Source organism: Seonamhaeicola marinus, from assembly GCF_008085455.1.
Genome location: NZ_VSDQ01000679.1, coordinates 1,388,153 through 1,406,676, shown reverse-complemented (window position 1 = coordinate 1,406,676; position 18,524 = coordinate 1,388,153). Strand labels below are relative to the sequence as shown.

At 31.6% G+C, this 18,524-nt stretch carries 15 protein-coding genes and 1 pseudogene; 7 read left to right on the top strand and 9 right to left on the bottom strand.

The window, feature by feature from the left end; genetic code table 11:
* Positions 1 to 128 precede the first annotated feature (128 nt).
* Entirely contained in the window at positions 129 to 1,292 is a 1,164-nt protein-coding gene (locus FUA24_RS17090) for a DUF418 domain-containing protein (protein WP_148544260.1), read from the bottom strand.
* A gap of 176 nt (positions 1,293 to 1,468) precedes the next feature.
* Complete coding sequence (locus FUA24_RS17085; RefSeq protein ID WP_246147069.1) at positions 1,469 to 3,427, bottom strand: putative porin; 1,959 nt, start codon at positions 3,425 to 3,427, stop codon at positions 1,469 to 1,471.
* A 493-nt stretch (positions 3,428 to 3,920) separates the two neighbouring features.
* Between FUA24_RS17085 and FUA24_RS17080 the strand changes: the two genes are divergently transcribed.
* The 4 genes from FUA24_RS17080 (at position 3,921) to FUA24_RS17065 (ending at position 8,622) form a co-directional block, all read left to right on the top strand.
* Positions 3,921 to 4,520 (top strand): ribonuclease HII, encoded by a 600-nt coding sequence (locus tag FUA24_RS17080; protein ID WP_148544258.1) that lies wholly within the window; start codon positions 3,921 to 3,923, stop codon positions 4,518 to 4,520.
* Positions 4,521 to 4,551: 31 nt separating this feature from the next.
* Positions 4,552 to 6,987, top strand: coding sequence for a ribonuclease HII (locus FUA24_RS17075; protein WP_148544257.1), 2,436 nt, complete (start codon positions 4,552 to 4,554; stop codon positions 6,985 to 6,987).
* 306 nt (positions 6,988 to 7,293) lie between these two features.
* Positions 7,294 to 8,343 (top strand): nucleoid-associated protein, encoded by a 1,050-nt coding sequence (locus tag FUA24_RS17070; protein WP_148544256.1) that lies wholly within the window; start codon positions 7,294 to 7,296, stop codon positions 8,341 to 8,343.
* A gap of 3 nt (positions 8,344 to 8,346) precedes the next feature.
* Positions 8,347 to 8,622: a SelT/SelW/SelH family protein gene (locus FUA24_RS17065; RefSeq protein ID WP_148544255.1), complete on the top strand. Its 276-nt coding sequence runs from the start codon at positions 8,347 to 8,349 to the stop codon at positions 8,620 to 8,622.
* Here FUA24_RS17065 and FUA24_RS17060 read toward each other — a convergent pair.
* Genes FUA24_RS17060 through FUA24_RS17045 form a run of 4 tightly spaced genes read right to left on the bottom strand, consistent with a single transcriptional unit; the run spans position 8,619 to position 10,802 of the window.
* Entirely contained in the window at positions 8,619 to 9,122 is a 504-nt protein-coding gene (locus FUA24_RS17060; protein ID WP_148544254.1) for a hypothetical protein, read from the bottom strand. The two genes, FUA24_RS17065 and FUA24_RS17060, sit on opposite strands and share 4 nt — an antisense overlap.
* Complete coding sequence (gene lipB, locus FUA24_RS17055) at positions 9,122 to 9,820, bottom strand: lipoyl(octanoyl) transferase LipB (RefSeq protein ID WP_148544253.1); 699 nt, start codon at positions 9,818 to 9,820, stop codon at positions 9,122 to 9,124. Before lipB ends, FUA24_RS17060 begins: the two co-directional genes overlap by 1 nt.
* A complete protein-coding gene (locus tag FUA24_RS17050) occupies positions 9,813 to 10,604 on the bottom strand; it encodes a hypothetical protein (protein ID WP_148544252.1) in 792 nt (263 codons plus the stop codon). Before FUA24_RS17050 ends, lipB begins: the two co-directional genes overlap by 8 nt.
* A 39-nt stretch (positions 10,605 to 10,643) precedes the next feature.
* On the bottom strand, positions 10,644 to 10,802 hold the full coding sequence (locus tag FUA24_RS17045; protein ID WP_076699640.1) for a YqaE/Pmp3 family membrane protein: 159 nt from the start codon (positions 10,800 to 10,802) through the stop codon (positions 10,644 to 10,646).
* Between the two features lie 233 nt (positions 10,803 to 11,035).
* On the opposite strand from FUA24_RS17045, the gene lysS reads away from it, so the two are divergent.
* Positions 11,036 to 12,727, top strand: coding sequence for a lysine--tRNA ligase (gene lysS, locus FUA24_RS17040; RefSeq protein WP_148544251.1), 1,692 nt, complete (start codon positions 11,036 to 11,038; stop codon positions 12,725 to 12,727).
* A gap of 185 nt (positions 12,728 to 12,912) precedes the next feature.
* Positions 12,913 to 15,387, top strand: a complete 2,475-nt coding sequence (locus FUA24_RS17035) for a TonB-dependent receptor (protein WP_148544250.1) — start codon at positions 12,913 to 12,915, stop codon at positions 15,385 to 15,387.
* A 250-nt stretch (positions 15,388 to 15,637) separates the two neighbouring features.
* Here FUA24_RS17035 and FUA24_RS17030 read toward each other — a convergent pair whose 3' ends face one another.
* From FUA24_RS17030 to FUA24_RS17020, 3 genes and pseudogenes are all read right to left on the bottom strand, one after another.
* Positions 15,638 to 16,207, bottom strand: coding sequence for a GDYXXLXY domain-containing protein (locus FUA24_RS17030; protein WP_148544249.1), 570 nt, complete (start codon positions 16,205 to 16,207; stop codon positions 15,638 to 15,640).
* A gap of 4 nt (positions 16,208 to 16,211) precedes the next feature.
* Positions 16,212 to 17,390 (bottom strand): annotated as a pseudogene (locus FUA24_RS17025) (DUF2157 domain-containing protein); the annotation flags it as partial.
* 123 nt (positions 17,391 to 17,513) lie between these two features.
* The gene (locus FUA24_RS17020) at positions 17,514 to 18,209 is read right to left on the bottom strand and encodes a CPBP family intramembrane glutamic endopeptidase (protein WP_148544247.1); all 696 of its coding nucleotides are present in this window, start codon (positions 18,207 to 18,209) and stop codon (positions 17,514 to 17,516) included.
* 107 nt (positions 18,210 to 18,316) lie between these two features.
* Here FUA24_RS17020 and FUA24_RS25245 point away from each other — a divergent pair, with 107 nt between their 5' ends.
* Positions 18,317 to 18,472: a hypothetical protein gene (locus FUA24_RS25245; protein WP_187388313.1), complete on the top strand. Its 156-nt coding sequence runs from the start codon at positions 18,317 to 18,319 to the stop codon at positions 18,470 to 18,472.
* Positions 18,473 to 18,524: the final 52 nt, after the last annotated feature.

Below are 18,524 nucleotides of genomic sequence, written 5' to 3'. Positions count from 1 at the left end.
TAAGATGCAATCCTTTAGAATAGCTACGCATTATATAGATTACCATGAATCTCAACACCAAAAAACACTTTTAAAAAGATTGAGTAGTGAAAGCCCGACCCGAAAGTATGAAGGGAAACGCCGAAATTTTATTTTTTACTACCTAACCAAGTTAGTTTATGCCAAATTTTCTCAAAAGGCCCTTGATTGAATTTACGTATCCAGATATTACAGAACACTATAAATAGGGTAACGAGTATTATACCAATTATTAGACTGAACGTTATACTTATCTTATTTGCAAGGTAAAATCCGAAAGGATAAAATAATATACTGCCTATTATAGATTGTAACAAATAGTTGCTTAAGCTCATCCTTCCATAAAATTGCAAGGGCTTGGTTATTTTCTTGAACTTTTCGCCATTGTACAATAAAAGAAATATTGATACTAGTAAAAATGTCTGGATTAAATTTTTAATTGGGCTTATATAAGCTAGAAAACTTTCTGCAAAATAAAAAGACTCATTAGTAACGTTTAACACTATTACCTGAACTATTACAAAAAGTATCACTGAAGCGAAAAGTATCTTTTTCCAGAATTTCTTTGAGGTTTCAGACTCTTCGAACAATGCTTTTTTACCTAAGTAATATCCTAAAGAAAATAGACCTATGGTCTGCGCAATTCTTCCAGCATCTAAAGACCACTTAAATGTTGGAATTATAGATTTATAGGAGTTTTTTACCATTTCTAAAAAAGATCCCGTATTTAAATAGTTGTTTATATGGTACCACCTGTCTAAACCTTTTAAATCTAATACTGGCAATTCCGCTTGAAAGGCTTGAGCTATCATTAAAAACAGTAACCATGGTTGTAAAAGCATTATGATTGAGAAGATGAGAATGCTTTTATCATTCCAGTTTCGAATTAAATAAAGAGAAGGTGCTAAAACTGCATACATTAGTAATATTTCTCCTGGAAAAAAAATACTATTTATCCAGCCAAAAGCAAACAAAAGAACCATTCGCCATAGAAATCGATTTCCAAAATCCACTCCTTTAGATTGCTGTCTTGAAAACTGAACAAAAAAAGTAAAACCAAAAAGTAAAGCAAATATGCTATATGTTTTTCCGGAAAAAAGAAAAAACACGGTATCCCAAACATTTCTGTCTAAAGTTACATAAAACGGATCTCTTCCTTCTGCATTTGGAAAAACATAAAAATTGAACCTTTCTATACAATGAATTAATAGTATTCCTGCGATTGCATAACCTCTAAGAACATCTACTGAATGAATTCTGAATTTGGACTGCATTACTTAGCTTAGTTTAATTGGTGCAGAAAGATAAAAAAAGTAGCTAAGAATGCTCTATTAATTAACTTAATAACAACTAAACATCGTCTATTTTTTTACACAAAAGATTTTAAAGGTGTTTTAAATTATAAACTCCGTATTTTATGAGGAGCAACAAAGCTGCGTCCTATAGTCTTTTACATAAAGAAATTCCAAGCTAAACCGAATCTAATGGTAAAGTCTCTATATGGATTGGCGGGAGCCGAAAAAAACGTATTTTCTCCGAACGAAGAATTAAAATGTTCTGCCTTAAGAAAAATTCGTGTCTGTCGAATCTTTGCATTTATAAAAAAATCTAATCGCGGAAAATCACCTATTTCTTCTGAATTTTGAACATAAAATTCTGCCAACAATGGATTATAAGAATTCATGTAATACTTAGTAAAGTAATTTAGAGTAACACCTGTTTGCAAAAACATTGCTTTTTTAAATAGTTGACTTGAAAAATACAATGTATTACGTGTTGTTATCTCCGGCACATTTAAGGAATTTGCATCGTCTTGCACGTTTTGATATAACACTGTATTGTTTAATGCAAACTTACCAACCTTTATTTCGTTTTCTAATTTAGCTCTTAAATAGGTAATTGTTCCACCATTTTGGTATGGACGAATAGCCTGAGTTATATCTGACACCGTTTCATCTTGCTTCCAATACACGTAATCTGTTATCGTATTCAAATCTACGGTAATATTTGCTAGCTGCTTATACCTTAAATTAAATGCTAGTTGCTGCGTTTCTGTATTATTAAAACTATTATTCCAATTATAGTTTTTATAATCACTTTGATACAATAATGTATTGTAGTTTGGTGCTTTGGAACTATGGTTTAACGTGGCTGATGCTGCGATATCGTCATTTAACTTAAAAGTAGCAGTTGCTTTTATAAAGTTACCACTAAAATCTCCCGAAATATTAAGACCAAATTCACCGTCTAGCTGAAACCCCTTATATTGCTTTTTATATCCTCCTCCTGCAGCAAATATATTCCCTTTTAGCCTATTAGTTATGGTATTTCCTCCTTCTAAAACAACAACCTTATCGTATCCATAGTTGTAGTTGTTATTACTTATGTTAAAGTGCAAATCTCCTAATATATCATTACTATAATTAACATACACTTTATTGTAGAAGTTTTCTAAAGTGGCTCTATCTTTGATATCTGATGCAACAAAGGACTCCCCAAAAAAGCTTGATACCGAAGAAGACTGCTCAAACTGAAAATACTTGTCTTCAAAAGAAATGATATGCCCTATTTTAATTTCATTCTTTGAAAGCGAATCTTTTTGAATTAGTTTGTAATCATGTTCTAAATGAAAACGTTTACCGAGTAGAATGTTTTCGGCATTTTCAAAATTAACTTCCAAAATAGACCTATCGTCAAACTCTTCATCTCCTCCAATAAAATTCTGAACACTTTCTGGATCCAACCCTCCATTTTCCTGATTCATCAAATCTTGAGTTAAAATATGACCTCTTGCATTATACCTTTTGTTTTTAGTTTGGTAATTGGAGGTAAAACTAAAATTACCGGTACTGGTTAATGCATTCTGATATTTACCAAGAGACCTTAAACCTTTATAACCAATAGAGAAATTAAATTGAGGCGAGGTATTAATAGTAATAAATGAATCCGCTAACTGTCCTTGCTCAAAAGCCGACCTATAAAATAGTTCGGTTAAGGGCGTAGGCACTCTATAATAGTATACATCTTCAATTTCCTTATAATTAAAATGCCTTGCTCTAGCACCAAAACTTGGCATTAAACCTGTTGTTTGAAAATCATAAGTAAGACTATTATAAGTTTGACCCAGGTTAGCAAATGGAATTAAGCCGAAGTTGTCTTTTCGTAGATAATTAAATTTATAGTCTTTTCTAATTGTTAATGTAGTATCTACATGAGTTGTATCATTTTTAACTGAAATAATTAGATAATCTTTAATATTGGCTTTTTCATCTTTTCCATCTGTTTTGCCACCCCTTCTTTCATTAAGCCTATTGTTCTTTACCGAATCATTTTCTCTAACTGGCAACGTACCACCAATACCTTTTAATCTGTTTTGACCATTAATTTGAATTACTAGGCAAACAAACACTGATACCAAAACTGATTTAAGGGTTAGTTGATTTTTTTTAATCTGAAATGTTTTAGACATGCTGCCTTATTAAATTAAACTAAAATAGGTTAAGATGATATTTTACTTTTTTTCAAGAAGCAAAAGTAATTATTTGAACGGAAAGTGTCTCTAATTATTTTAAATAAAGAAAGCCAGCTACAATTGCTGGCTTTCTTTTAAATATTAAACAAGAATATTTATTTTGAGTTAGTCAGGTGCAAACATCATAATATTATGTTGAAAAACCAAAAAAAAGGACAAAAAACATACATAAAACTGCCATAAACCATATTTAAGCTTTATAGATTTAACAAAAAAACATGATTATATTTAATTAACTTTAAATTTTAAAGCCAATATTTTAAACATATTCTAAAGCGAATCATAAAATTCCTAAAAACAAGCATAAATCTATTATGTATGCATAATAATACGGTAGTAAAATTATAGATTTGGCAAAACTTGATTATTAATGTTATTAAAAAGTCATTCTAAGGTTAATTTTGAATGTGGTACAGACGAAGCTGGTAGGGGCTGTCTTGCGGGTCCTGTTACAGCAGCTGCGGTTATTTTACCTAAAAGTTTTAAGAACGCTATTCTCAATGATTCAAAACAACTAAGTGAGAAAAAAAGAGAGTTACTAAAACCAGTCATTGAACTGGATGCTCTAACCTTTGGTGTGGCACATGTTTATCAAGAAGAAATTGACCAAATAAATATTTTAAATGCTTCTATTTTGGCCATGCATAGGAGTATTGACAAACTTAACCCTATCCCTGAATACATTATAGTTGATGGGAACAAATTTAAACCTTATAACAACATTCCGTTTGAAACCATAATAAAAGGCGATGGTAAATATTTAAGTATTGCTGCAGCTTCTGTTTTGGCTAAAACATATAGAGATGAATACATGAACCAAATTCATGAAGAATTCCCAATGTATAATTGGAAAAAAAATAAAGGTTACCCTACTAAGGAGCATCGAGAAGCTATAAAAAAGTATGGTATTACAAAATACCATCGTAAGTCCTTTAGATTATTACCCGAACAATTGAAATTAGACTTATAAGTATTTATCTTTACGCAAAATTAATCTGTTCATGAGAGCCCTATTCTTTTTCCTCTTTTTTTCTCTTTTAATTTTCAACTGCTCTAACCTAAATAGAAAACAAAAAGAACTTGCAGATTTTGTGCCTCAAAAAGCACATACTGTTATTAGAACAACAAACTTTGAAAGTCTTAAGAATAGCATTTCTAACAATGATTTTTTGCAAAAATTATCAAAGAGTAGCTCTTATAAAAATCTCGAAAGCCTACTAAAGAACAGCTCCTTAATTAAACCTGAGAACACAGTCTTTATTTGCTTTTCAAATGATGAAAATGACAGCTTACATTATTCTATTATTACCAAATATGATGAAGAATTGTTTAAAACAGATTCTTTAAAGAACTATACAGAAGAGGTTTTAACTTATAAAAACAAGCAAATAATAAAATCTACACTTAACAATCAGTCTTTATACAGTGCAGTTCAAGACAGTACCTTTTTTATGTCTTCGTTTAAACCTAATGTAGATTCTATTTTTGTTAAACGCCCTCCAAATCTAGAATTAAAGAAGATAATGAGCACTTTGAACCATGAGAAAACGTGCTCTGTTGTAATGAAAGAAGGTGCAGCCTTATTAAATTGGTTTACTTTTGGAAAAAAACCACAACTGCAAACTTATGGTGATTATTTGGCGTTCGATATTGAGGCTAGCCAAAATGAGATTTTCCTAAACGGCATTACCAAAGCCAAAGATTCATTAAATAGTACTATTAACATTTTTAAAAACACCATTCCGCAAGAAAACCTTACTCCCAAAATAGCTCCATCTAACTGTGATGGCTTTATAAGTTTTACTTTTAATGATTATAAGGAGATTGAAAAAAACTTAGTAGCTTATCGTAAAACAGATTCAGCGCGTATTAATACTAGCTTGTTTAATGAAGTTGTTGAAGTTGGTGTAATTTTTCAAGGACAGGAACAAGCTATTGTCTTAAACTCTATTGATAATATTGCCACCAAAGACGCACTATTAAACAATAAGACTTCAATAGATACCTACAGGCAAATTGACATTTTTGAGTTTAACAATCCTCATCTTTTTTCTGACGCCTTTTCCCCTTTTATTTCATTTAATAAAGCTTCCAAATATTGTGTAATAGAGAACTTTTTTGTTTTCGCAAACTCTAAGGAACTATTACAAAATGTAATTGCTAATTATCAAAATAAAACGACGTTTCATGAGAGGTTCTATTATAAAAACTTAAAAGAGCATTTAAGTGATGAATCTTCAATTCTAACTGTGTTATCGCCTACTTCTGTAAACGATTTTATCAATGATTACTTTGAAGAAGTTATTGACTATAAGCTTAAAGATTATCGTTCCTCGGCATTACAGTTAATTTACGACAATAATTTTGCGCATTTAAATGGTGTCATAAAAAAGAGTAAGACGAATACGATCTTAAATTCGGTTAGTGAAGAACTGAATATTAAGTTTGAATCTGACCTTCTTACCAATCCTCAGTTTGTTAAAAATCATGTTACCCATCAAAAAGAAATTGTTGTTCAAGACATAAAAAACAATCTATATTTGATTTCCAACAAAGGTAAAATTCTCTGGAAAAAACAACTTCGTGGTCCTATTCTTGGCGATGTTAGTCAAATTGATATTTACAAAAACGGAAGGCTTCAACTCTGTTTTGCCACACCTCATAGAGTATATGTTATTGATAGAAAAGGTAGAGATGTTGGCCCTTTCCCTTTAAAATTCAATGACAATATTACCCAACCGTTATCTGTTTTTGACTATGATAAAAAGAAAAATTATAGATTACTAGTTACTCAGGGTAAAAACGTATTGATGTACGATGTAAACGGAAGGATTGTAAACGGATTTACATTTAAATCTGCAAACAGCTCCATTATTTCGCAACCCAAACACTTTAGAATTGGAAGCAAAGACTATATTGTATTCAAAACAAAAAACATACTTTACATTCTCGATAGAACTGGAAAAACACGGGTAAAACCTAAGGCGAATTATAATTACTCTAACCAACCCATATTTTTATATAACAATCAATTTACAACGACTACAAAAGATGGTACGCTTGTATCCGTAAGAACTAACGGAAATGTATCTGCAACAAATTTAAGTTTAGACGAAACCCATTATTTAACTACCACAAGTAAAACTCTTGTAGCTTTAAACGACAATAAACTTACCATTAAAAGTAAAACCTCCGAGCTAGATTTTGGTAATTATTCAGAGCCAAAAATCTTTTATATAAATGACAAGATTTACGTGGCCATAACAGATTTACAATCTCATAAAATATATCTATTTGATAGTCTCTCTAAGCTAATAGCAAATTTTCCTGTTTATGGAAACTCGGCAATTTCATTAGATAATATTGATAAGGACAAAAATTTAGAGTTTGTAACAAAAGGAGATGATAATTCTATAATTCTATACCAAATTAATTAAACTGATTATTAAAGCATTACAGTTCAAAGTGTGTGAATTTTTTGCTGTTAAAAAAGTAATCTCTATCTTTATGGCAGCTATTAACCATTTTTACACCAATGAAATCACCTAATACTACTTTTAGGAGTTATCCTGTTATTCCCATACATTTTTATAAACCGAACAAAAGATTAGAATATTAATTAAAATATAAAAGCAAGGGCACGATTTGGTACATTTTGCCCAAAGTCCTCAAATCTTGAGCGCCAAAGTTTAATACTTTGGCGTTCTTTTTTTATATAATATTGCAAAACCAAAAAGCATAATATGATTTCCAGAAAAAACGCCTCAATTTCAAAATTTATCATTCATAAAGTAGGTAATAAGTTTAACGATACTAAAAACGCCTTTTCCGAAAAAACTGTGGAATTTGACGAAGCCAGTTATGACCTCATGCTACCTTTTCTTTTAAGACCTTTTGGCACCGCAGTACAGAGTTATAGATTTAATCACCACGCCAATGTTAACCTAAATGAGATAAATAGTTACAGTTCGCAGGTGTTTAATGATGAGGAAGCTTTTATCGAAGTTTCTAAACATATAGTTATGCATTTATACGAACAATCTACAAATGCTAATATTAAAACTGGCGATGTCTTAGTAGCGCTTTTTGAAGGCATTGAATACAATGAAATTACCACCAACGCTCTTGGTATTTTTAAAATTGAAAACAAAACTAATTTCTTTCAAACGTACTTAGAAAACAACAATTACGATGTTTTAGTTCAGAAGGGCATTAACTCGAAAAAAGTGGATAAAGGCTGCTTAATTTTAAACCAAACCGATACCGAAGGCAACATTATATTTAGTGCAGACAACAATAATTACGATGCGCAATACTGGATAAATCATTTCTTGAATATTAAATATGCCGATGATTCTAATAGCCATACACAACAATATATTGAGTTATGCAAAGATTTCTCTGAAGACATTATAAAAACAAGTTATGGCGCTCATGAGCAAAATACCTTTTTAGCTAAAACCATAGACTTCTTTAAAGAGAATGAAGTTGTTAATGTTGAACGTTTTAAAGACGAACTTTTTGAAGAGGACAAACATAAAACTCAATTTGACGATTATAAAAAGAGCTTTCAAGACGAGCAGAACCTTGTCATAAGAAATCAATTTGATGTTGCAGAACGTGTTGTAACCAAAGAAAAAAAGAAAATAAAAACAGATATTAAGCTAGATACAAACATTCAAATAAAGCTGGATATTGATGCTCCTGATGCTTCTACAGAATATCTTGAACGAGGCTACGATGATGAAAAAAAAATGCACTATTATAAAGTGTTTTTTAACGCAGAAAATTAGGCTATGAATAAAGTAACAATAAAATACTGCCCTAAATGCCGTTGGCTATTGCGCTCTACATGGATGGCACAAGAATTACTAATAACTTTTGAAGCTGAAATACAAGAACTTTCTCTTAAACCTTCAGGTGTTGGTGTTTTTGAAGTCATAGCAAATGACTCGTTAGTATGGTCTAGAAAAGAACAACAACGCTTCCCGGAAATGAAAGAATTAAAACAATTAATAAGAGACGTCATTGCCCCGGATAAAAGCTTAGGTCATTCAGATAAAAAAAACTAGCTATTTCGAGTTCCTTTTATGTTATCAATAGCATCTAGTTTTTCTTTTCTTTCTAATCTCAGTTTATTTCTGTACAAAAATCTGATATCAAGAAAAAGCCATACACTCACAAGAACAGGTACTAAAATCACAATAAAAAAACCTAATAACATGTCTTCTTCCATATTATAGGGTTGCCCTGCATACATTGTTGAAAATTGATAGATAAAAAATATAGCAAGAAGAACCAAAGTAATGATAAATGCTAAGTTTAGCCCCCAAAATACTTTGTGGTTATCAAAATTTAAATTCTGCAAACTTTGGGTTTTATAAAACCTTATAGTCTTTAAGTGAAATACAAAGCTCACTGAGCCAAAAACTGCTAATAGAATAGGGAAGATATTATTAAAATTCACCCCTCTACTCTCCTCTATAAACAAGAAGTAGCAGGCAAACAAAAATAGACCAGCTATCCCTAAGGTAATTATTGATAGTATTATTTTTTGAACAAAACCAAACATTATTTAAAAGAAGCCTCAAAAAGGTCAGAAAAATGCTTTAGTAGTTTTTCTTTTACTTCATTTGTATCGACCTCTTTTTTTCCTAATTCTACATTTAAACTTGTAACGGCCTTACCTCTAATACCACAGGGAATAATATTATCAAAATAGCCTAAATCTGCATTTACATTAAGAGCAAAACCATGCATTGTAACCCATCTAGATGCTCTTACGCCCAAAGCGCAAATTTTACGTGCAAAAGGAGTGCCTACATCTAACCAAACACCTGTTTCACCATCACTTCTTTCTGCTTTTAAGCCATATTCCGCTAGTGTTAGAATTATCATTTCTTCTAGCAGCCTAAGGTATTTGTGTATATCAGTAAAGAAATTCTCTAGATCCAAAATAGGATAACCTACTATTTGTCCAGGACCGTGATAGGTAATATCTCCACCTCTGTTTATCTTATAAAAGGAAGCACCTTTTTCAGTTAACTGTTCTTCATTAAGCAATAAATTCGAAAAGTCACCGCTTTTACCTAAAGTATACACATGAGGATGTTCAACAAACAAAAAATAGTTATTTGTTGTTAGATTAGCATCTTCACGTCTATTTTTAACCTTGGTTTCTACAATCCCCTTAAAGAGTTGTTCTTGGTAGTCCCAAGTTTCTTTGTAATCTTTATTGCCTAAGTCTTCTAACTTAATAGTTTTATTCATTAGCAAATGTTAAATTAACATCGAGTACTTTTGGATTTTTCACAAAGTCTAGCCAACTTACCTTATAGGTAATGGTTTTATCGCCATTTGATAATTCGGCATTATCAATAGAATAAGATTTTATCTTTTTTGGAAATGTATATTCTACAATATAAGAGGCGTTTTCAAAATACTCCATGAATTCCTTATCCTTATCCGACTCGCTATTTTCGTCTAGATCAAATTTACTAGAATCCCAGTCTGCTGGTAAGGTAGTTGTTCTAGAAAAACTTGTTTCTGAGTAATCATAACTAAAACCATTGTTCTCAGGGCTCATAAATTTTCCAAGAGGAGACCCCTTCATAGCATCAACTTGATCCTTTTGAGCATTCAAACTTTGAACTTTCTTAATTTTTTCTCCCATATCTTTTAAATCCGCAATAGACTTAAAATTCATACCAATTCCAAAATCAAAAACACCTGCTGCTTCATTCATATTCATCTTCATATACATATCCTTCACAGCTTCCATAGCCAAACGTTTTTCTTCTGGTAAAGCAGCTACGCTATCTTTAAACTTTTCCATAATATCTTTAAAGACAATTGTAGTATCCATAACTTTATCTCCCGATGAAGAACTTCCGCCTCCCATTTCGGACTTCATTTTACTCATAAACTCGGTCATATCATAATTTAGCAGGTAACTTCCACTACCATCTTCACTAAAAACAATACTTTCTTTAATTGTACAATTTGTAAAACAAACGGTTAATAAAATTAAGGTTAGGGCTTTGATAAATTTCATAGTATTAAAGGGTTTAAATTCAATATCAAATATACGCTTTTATCTGTTAGGATTATTAAGAATTACCAAAGCTGCAATAACGCCAGGAACCCAACCACAAAGCCACAATAAGAAGACAATAATAATAGATCCGCACCCTTTATCTAACACTGCCAATGGCGGACAAATAATTGACAGTAAAACTCTCCAAAAACTCATTTATAATTTGATTTAATATGCCAACAAAAATTGGCATTTGATTGATGTACATTATTTGACGTTAAGGTTTCATTTTTGTTACAGTTTTATTTTGTAAGTTATTCCCTGTTGGCAACGTAAACAAGGGGATATGTTTATCCTAAATTTACTTTGATGTAACAATCAAAAAAAATGGCAAACTGTAAACCAAATGATTATCTTTGTGCACTTAAATTTACACACAGTTTAAAATTATGTCGCAATTATCAGAGCAAGAGCTTGTTAGAAGAGAAAAATTAGGAAAATTAAGAGAATTAGGCATTAACCCGTATCCAGCAGATTTATATCCTGTAAACCATACTTCGAAACAAATAAAGGACAACTTTGAAGAAGGTAAGGACGTGATTATTGCAGGTAGATTAATGATGGTTAAAGTTCAAGGAAAAGCTAGTTTTGCTCAATTACAAGATGCTGAAGGAAAAATTCAAATATATTTTAACAGAGATGAAATTTGCCCTGATGAAGACAAAACTAAATACAATGAGTTGTTTAAAAAACTTCTAGATTTTGGTGATTTTATAGGTGTTGAAGGGGATCTTTTCACCACAAAAGTTGGAGAAAAAAGTGTGCGTGTTAAAGACTTTAAATTACTTAGTAAAGCCCTTAAACCTCTGCCTTTACCAAAAGAAAAAGACGGTGTAGTTTATGATGCATTTACCGATCCTGAACAACGCTACAGACAGCGTTATGCCGATTTGGTAGTAAATCCTAATGTAAAAGAGGTATTCGTTAAGCGCACAAAATTGTTTAACGCAATGCGTCAGTTTTTTAATGATGCTGGCTATTTTGAAGTTGAAACTCCTGTTTTGCAACCAATTCCTGGTGGTGCCGCGGCAAGGCCATTTATTACACATCACAATTCTTTAGATATTCCTTTATACATGAGAATTGCTAATGAGTTATACTTAAAGCGACTTATTGTTGGTGGTTTTGATGGTGTTTATGAGTTCTCTAAGAACTTTAGAAACGAGGGTATGGATCGCACGCACAATCCTGAGTTTACTGCTATGGAAATTTATGTTTCTTATAAGGATTATAACTGGATGATGGATTTCTGTGAACGTCTTTTAGAGCATTGTGCCATGGCAGTTAATGGAACTACTAAAGCTACTTTTGGGGAACATGAAGTAGATTTTAAAGCACCTTATGCACGTGTAACTATGGCGGATTCTATAAAGCATTTTACTGGTTTTGATATTACTGGTAAAACTGAAGATGAGATAAGAAAAGCTGCTGTAGATATGGGTATTGAGGTTGATGCCACTATGGGTAAAGGTAAACTGATTGATGAGATTTTTGGTGAAAAATGCGAAGGCAACTATATACAACCTACCTTTATTACAGACTATCCTAAAGAAATGAGTCCGCTATGTAAAGAACACAGAGATAACCCAGAATTAACAGAACGCTTTGAGTTAATGGTTTGTGGTAAGGAAATTGCGAATGCTTATTCTGAGTTAAATGACCCAATTGACCAACGTGAACGTTTTGAGCATCAATTAAAACTAGCTGAAAAAGGAGATGATGAGGCTACAGAGTTTATTGATTTTGACTTTTTACGCGCTTTAGAATACGGTATGCCGCCAACATCTGGAATGGGCATTGGTATGGATAGACTCATTATGTTCTTAACCAATAACCAGAGTATACAAGAGGTTTTATTCTTCCCTCAAATGAGACCAGAAAAGAAACAAGTGGCTCTAACTGATGAAGCTAAAAGTGTCTTTGAAATTTTGAAGAAATCGAAACAATTAGAATTGGCCGATTTAAAAACACAATCGGGCTTATCCAATAAAAAATGGGATAAATCTATTAAGGAACTAACCAAAAACAATCTTGCTAAAGTTGAAAAGACTGAAGCAGGCCTGTTTGTAGAAATGGTATAGCTTTAATAGCTCAACTTTAAAAAAAGGGAATTACCTAAAAGTAATTCCCTTTTTGTTTTCAAAATACTTTGATATAGAAAAAGTATAATTACAGCTGCCTTTATTCGGCACTATTTTTGAGGCATTTACATTCAATTTATCATTACCTTTAGTAACTTAAAAAATAATCAACCATTCAATCAAAAATGCACAAAAAAATTGCACTTGGCTTAGTTGTAAGTTTATGTTTATCATTTACAATCACCAATAGTTTTAGAGATACAATTCAAGAGAAATTATCTAATTATTTAGATAACTATCCAGAAAAAGTATATGTCCAAACAGACAAACCCTACTATACTTTAGGTGATGATGTTTGGTTTAGCACGTATTTAGTTAATGGTGTAAATCATAAAAAAAGCAACAAGAGTAAGGTAGTATATGTAGAGCTTATAAATGAAAAAGACAGCATTGTTTCTAAAAAACAGTTTTATGTCTTTAATACCAATGTAGCAGGAGATTTCAAAATTGATAAAAATTGGAAAGCTGGCAATTATGTTCTAAGAGCCTACACTAATTACATGAGAAATCAAAAAGCGGACTACTTTTTTCAAAAGCAAATTCCAATTTGGAATGTTGCAGAAACAGACAGTATTACTCATGTAACACCTCAACCTAACTCTGAAAACCTTACTGAAGTAAAAGAAATTGAACTAAAAGAAAAACCTGAGATAAAATTTTATCCAGAAGGAGGCTATTTAATAAACGGATTAGCTTCTAAAGTCGGAATAAAAATTAAAGATAAACTCAATAGAGATATTACTCTTAATGGTGTTATTAAAGATTCGGATGGAAATACAATAACTTCATTCAAAAGTTTTCAATATGGTCTTGGAATTATTACGCTTATTCCAAACGAAGGTCAAAGCTACCATGCTTCAGTAATGATTAACGATGTTGAATATACTTATCCTCTTCCAAAAGCACTCCCTAGTGGGTATAATCTTAACGTAGTTAACAACGGCAACCACTTAATTGTAAAAGTAACAACAAATGCTGCTACGGGTTTAAAAAATTCTTATCTCTTAGCGCACCAAAGAGGCGCAATGGTATATGAAAAATCAGAAACAGAAAACACAAATTCTTATCTAATTAAGCTAAACACTAACACTTTAAGTGATGGTGTTACGCATTTCACCTTGTTTAATAATGAAGGAAAGCCTGTTTGTGAGCGCTTAGTGTATATTGACAATCCTCAAGATGATATTGCTGTAAATCTAAATTTGAGCAAGTCTGCTCCTGGAGTTAGAGACCATGTAAGCTTAAAATTAGGTTTAGCAGATAAAGATGGTAACCCTGTTACCGGAAACTTGTCTATGTCTATAACCGATGTTGATGCTATTGGACAAAGCACAAAGTCTGGAAATATTAAAACGTATATGCTTTTAAATTCCGATTTAAGAGGCCAAATTAACAATCCAGGATACTTCTTTGAAAAAGATGGAGATCCCAAACGCAGATATCTCTTAGATCTCGTTATGCTTACTCATGGCTGGAGACGCTTTACATGGAGTGAAATTCTTAATACATCTCAAGAAACACCAAAATTTAAGCCAGAAATTGGTTTATATATAACAGGCCACACTACTTCAAAAAGAAAAAAATCCAATATATCTGCTTCCACGAGACTTACTTTTATGGGTACATTTCCATATCAAGAAAAAAAGCGCTCAGATTCAAATGGTGTTTTTAAATACGGTCCTTTTGTTTTTATGGATACTATGCCTACTATTTTGGAAGCTCGAATTAATGAATTCGAAAAAGAAGAGTATAAGAGCAACAGAATGGTGGACATTCACCTCCTTAAGAACTATAGTCCAAGTCCTAAACTAGACCGTAAACTAAGTTATGTGTCTAATTTTGATGACGGTGCTAAAATCTCCAATTTCCTAAAAAAGTCTAAAGACATATTTGAAATAAATGAAACATTTTTAGAAGAGGCTAGATTATTGGATGAAGTTGTTATTACAGCTACCAAAAAATCTTTGGAAGAACAACGTACCCAAGAACTTAATGAAAAGGCAGTTTATGGCTTTCCTACCAACCGTATTGACATGAAAGAATATGAAAGCATGGAAAACCTAACGTTCTTGGAATTGGTTAGCATGGTGCCAGGAGTAAATGTAGCTAACGACTCTATAAGTATTAGAGGTGGAGGAACACCTAGCTTATACATGAACAACGTACCAGTTCAGATTGATGATGTTATAACCATGACGGGTGCAGATATTGACTTTATTGATGTTTTAAAAGGTGTAGACGCGGTATACTTTCCTAATAGTGGTAATGGTGTAATTGTTATACACCAAAGAGAAGGTGCAGACTTTTTTGCGAAGAACGTAAAACGCAAACCTGGAATTATTGATTTTACATCAACAGGTTTTTATACAGCCAGAGAGTTCTATGCGCCTAATCATATAGATCCTTTTGGATCAACTAATAAACAAGATATTAGAACTACACTACACTGGGAACCTAAAATATCTTTAAATACTAAATCTATTAGTTCAAATATATCATTCTACACCAGTGATATTAGAAGTAACTACGCCATAAAAATTGAGGGTATCACAGACTCTGGAATTCCAGTATTCCACTTAGAAACTTTCTCGGTAGAATAGGTTACGTTAACTTTCAAAAAAATAAAACCCGGTAATGAGAATTACCGGGTTTTAAAAACTAACTAACAACTTAACTAAATATAATACTAAAATTTATTCTATTATATGAAAACTCTTTTGTGGTACAAATTTTCAACAAATATCTCATACTACAATGCTTGTTTAGAAAGGTTTAACAGCCTTGTTAAAAATTTATATTTATTTTAAGAAAAGGGATTTTTAGTGTTAAAATTTTAAGGGTTTTAGCAGCCTATTTTTCATGTTTTTCCACAAAATCTTTAATTGGTAATTCGTTAATAATAACATCTTTTAAAACCGACGCACCTTCTTTTACATAAACCAAAGCATAAACATTTTGTAATTGAGAATCGCTTTGATTTTCCCTTACAGCTACTTCAGCATCATATGCTTTTGTTTCTTCCATATAATACCTGTCAAAAGGAAATTCAATATTCAACTCTTTTGAATAGTTTGCATACCAGTCTACCTTAGCTTCAACATAATCTTGAGTTACGTCTGGTAATATTTCTCTACTTACCTTATTAACCTTTGCAAAGCCTAAACTGTCAACATCCAAATAGACATAAATCTTTTCATCTCTTTGCCACATCGTATCGTTAGTTTTATGTCTATCAATTTCAAAATTAAGCGTTATGTACTTTCCTCTGAAAGGATCGGCAGGATCAATAGGCACAGTTTTAAATTTATATAGTGTTCCCGAGGATAGGACTTCTTCCCTATTCAAAATCATTTTAGTGGGTACAAATATTTGCGCTAGGCATACTATTACAAATAGTACTAATACATGTATGGTCTTCATAATATTATTTTTTTAATTCAATTTTATTCTTTTTCTGCTTCTTTAATATCACATAATTGGTCAGGAAAAATCCTAAACCAATGCACACAAATAGAATACCTCTTACTACAAAAGACATATTAGTATCAAAGAACCTACAAGTGATAAGCAATGCTATTATTAACAGACCATAATTTAAAATTCCAAAGTGAAACTTATCAGCACCAATTTTTATATTTACTATAGCAATACACAATACCAATAGGTTAATTAACACCGATGGAATAACTTCACTACTCAAGCCTATAAAAAACACAGCACTAAAAATTGCAAATACATAATGTATGATATTAAATTTGAGAACTGTTCTCTTTATCACAAGATACCCAAAGAGCGCTGATGCCACTAAAAATAGCATTAAAGAGATATAAAACTCTTGAGTGTTATAAACCAATTTATCTCTTAAAAGCTCATCCCACATCCACTCGAAACTAGTTAACATAAGCATGTATACCGTACCTAAAGATGCCAGAACCAGAAAACCGTTTCTCCTTAATTTCTGATTACTAAAGACACCCAACTTTCCAATATTATATAAAACACCAAATAACAGCACATACATAAGCACCCCCAAAGTACCTACTCCCTGTACAAAAGCACCCAATACGATAATTAAACTTAAGGGAAGTAACCAGTTAAAAATTGATGCTATATTGCTGTTACTTTCACTTTTTATCAACTTTATATAATATGGTAACACCAAAACCAGAAGTAGAACGTAAAACCAGGGTGTATCTGCTCGTGATATAAAGTTATAACCATACTCAACAGCGTAATACGTCATAAATACTATGTGTAGGATGGCTAGCATATTGGATCGTAATAAGTACATTAAAGGCGCGCAAAGTAAAGTCCATGTTAATAGAAAACTACTTAAATTTCCTGGGATATTGTATATCTGACTCACCAAAGAGATACTGGAACCAACCGCAAAAAACAAAAAGGTTCCTGAGGCTTCTTTCCATGTTTTACTTTTATTTTTTAATATTGAATATCCCGAAATTATTTGCCCAATGACCAAGGGTAAAAAGGCTAGAATGGTCTTAGTAGTCTTTGAAAAATCATCCCAATTATGAGCTAGAATTAATATAATTCCTAACCCTACTAATACAGATCCCAACACCCCAAATACGGTAAATAGCCGATTAGGAGAATTTTCTTTTTTAGATTAATAATAGGCTTCAATCTTTAAAGCCGTCTCAGTTGATATGACTTGCGCTTCTACAAGCTTTTGTATATCATTTTGAATTTTAGAATTCATTGTAATTTAATTTATAATATTTAAAAAGATCTCTTGAAAAGGATCTTTGTTCACCACAGTATAATAGAATACAGCTCCCAACCAACCGTGAAATAATCCCATTGCAAAAACATTCTTTTCTTTTAGATACAAAATCCCATAAAAAAGAGCTAAAACAAATGTTCCTATCATTAACCAAACAGAGGGATAATGCACTACTGAAAACAAAACCGCAGTTATACATACTATTACAACTTTACTTAATTTTTTGCTTCTTAAATCTCTTAAATTCCCAGCAATTAAACTTATGGTTAAAAACTGTTGTACAGTGCCCCAAATAGGATAGGTTATTAAAAGCGGAAGGATATGCCATGTTAAATTAATAGTGTTTTGATAGCTTCCTATTAGTAAAAAAGATAAAATAGATACTATACCAAAAGGTAACATAATTTTACATACCCTTGTAAAATTATCTATTCTAAATCCCCAATGTTTTAAAATACCTTTTTCTTTTTTACTTCGATTATAAATGTAAAGTGACCACACTAAAATGGCGAACACAACATATGGCAATCTAAAGTTAAGAAAATCCATGAATACAAATTTTCCCAACGCGGTAATAACTACAGCAAGTATTTCACAGATGCGTCGTTTATCTGAAATGAGTTTTTCTTTGGAAAAAGTGGTTAAACCAGAGGTTAGTTTTTTTGGATTATTATCCATATGGATACAATATTAAATTCAAAAAAATCATTACACACATAAACGATAAATAAATTTTATTACCGTTCCTATTGTCCCGCTTAAAGTAAAAAACAACAGATAAAATAATGGACAAAATAACCAATAATGGAATTGTAAAGATCAAAACCATGGCTTCTCCAGCGCCTTTTACGGGAATTACTTCAGTTAAGGGAATTGTCATAAAACCAGATAAAAAAATCGAAAATGATTTAAATATAGCCTTCATAAATCCATTTTTTTAAAACCCCGTAACATCCAGCTACGGGGTTCCGTTAGCTAACCAATCATCAAAAC

What these genes read in the sequence shown, in the direction of transcription:
- FUA24_RS17090 (WP_148544260.1), bottom strand. Translation starts at nt 1,292, where the DNA reads ATGCAGTCCAAATTCAGAATTCATTCAGTAGATGTTCTTAGAGGTTAT.
- FUA24_RS17080 (WP_148544258.1), top strand. Translation starts at nt 3,921, where the DNA reads ATGTTATTAAAAAGTCATTCTAAGGTTAATTTTGAATGTGGTACAGAC.
- FUA24_RS17075 (WP_148544257.1), top strand. Translation starts at nt 4,552, where the DNA reads ATGAGAGCCCTATTCTTTTTCCTCTTTTTTTCTCTTTTAATTTTCAAC.
- FUA24_RS17070 (WP_148544256.1), top strand. Translation starts at nt 7,294, where the DNA reads ATGATTTCCAGAAAAAACGCCTCAATTTCAAAATTTATCATTCATAAA.
- FUA24_RS17065 (WP_148544255.1), top strand. Translation starts at nt 8,347, where the DNA reads ATGAATAAAGTAACAATAAAATACTGCCCTAAATGCCGTTGGCTATTG.
- FUA24_RS17060 (WP_148544254.1), bottom strand. Translation starts at nt 9,122, where the DNA reads ATGTTTGGTTTTGTTCAAAAAATAATACTATCAATAATTACCTTAGGG.
- lipB (WP_148544253.1), bottom strand. Translation starts at nt 9,820, where the DNA reads ATGAATAAAACTATTAAGTTAGAAGACTTAGGCAATAAAGATTACAAA.
- FUA24_RS17050 (WP_148544252.1), bottom strand. Translation starts at nt 10,604, where the DNA reads ATGAAATTTATCAAAGCCCTAACCTTAATTTTATTAACCGTTTGTTTT.
- FUA24_RS17045 (WP_076699640.1), bottom strand. Translation starts at nt 10,802, where the DNA reads ATGAGTTTTTGGAGAGTTTTACTGTCAATTATTTGTCCGCCATTGGCA.
- lysS (WP_148544251.1), top strand. Translation starts at nt 11,036, where the DNA reads ATGTCGCAATTATCAGAGCAAGAGCTTGTTAGAAGAGAAAAATTAGGA.
- FUA24_RS17035 (WP_148544250.1), top strand. Translation starts at nt 12,913, where the DNA reads ATGCACAAAAAAATTGCACTTGGCTTAGTTGTAAGTTTATGTTTATCA.
- FUA24_RS17030 (WP_148544249.1), bottom strand. Translation starts at nt 16,207, where the DNA reads ATGAAGACCATACATGTATTAGTACTATTTGTAATAGTATGCCTAGCG.
- FUA24_RS17020 (WP_148544247.1), bottom strand. Translation starts at nt 18,209, where the DNA reads ATGGATAATAATCCAAAAAAACTAACCTCTGGTTTAACCACTTTTTCC.
- FUA24_RS25245 (WP_187388313.1), top strand. Translation starts at nt 18,317, where the DNA reads ATGGACAAAATAACCAATAATGGAATTGTAAAGATCAAAACCATGGCT.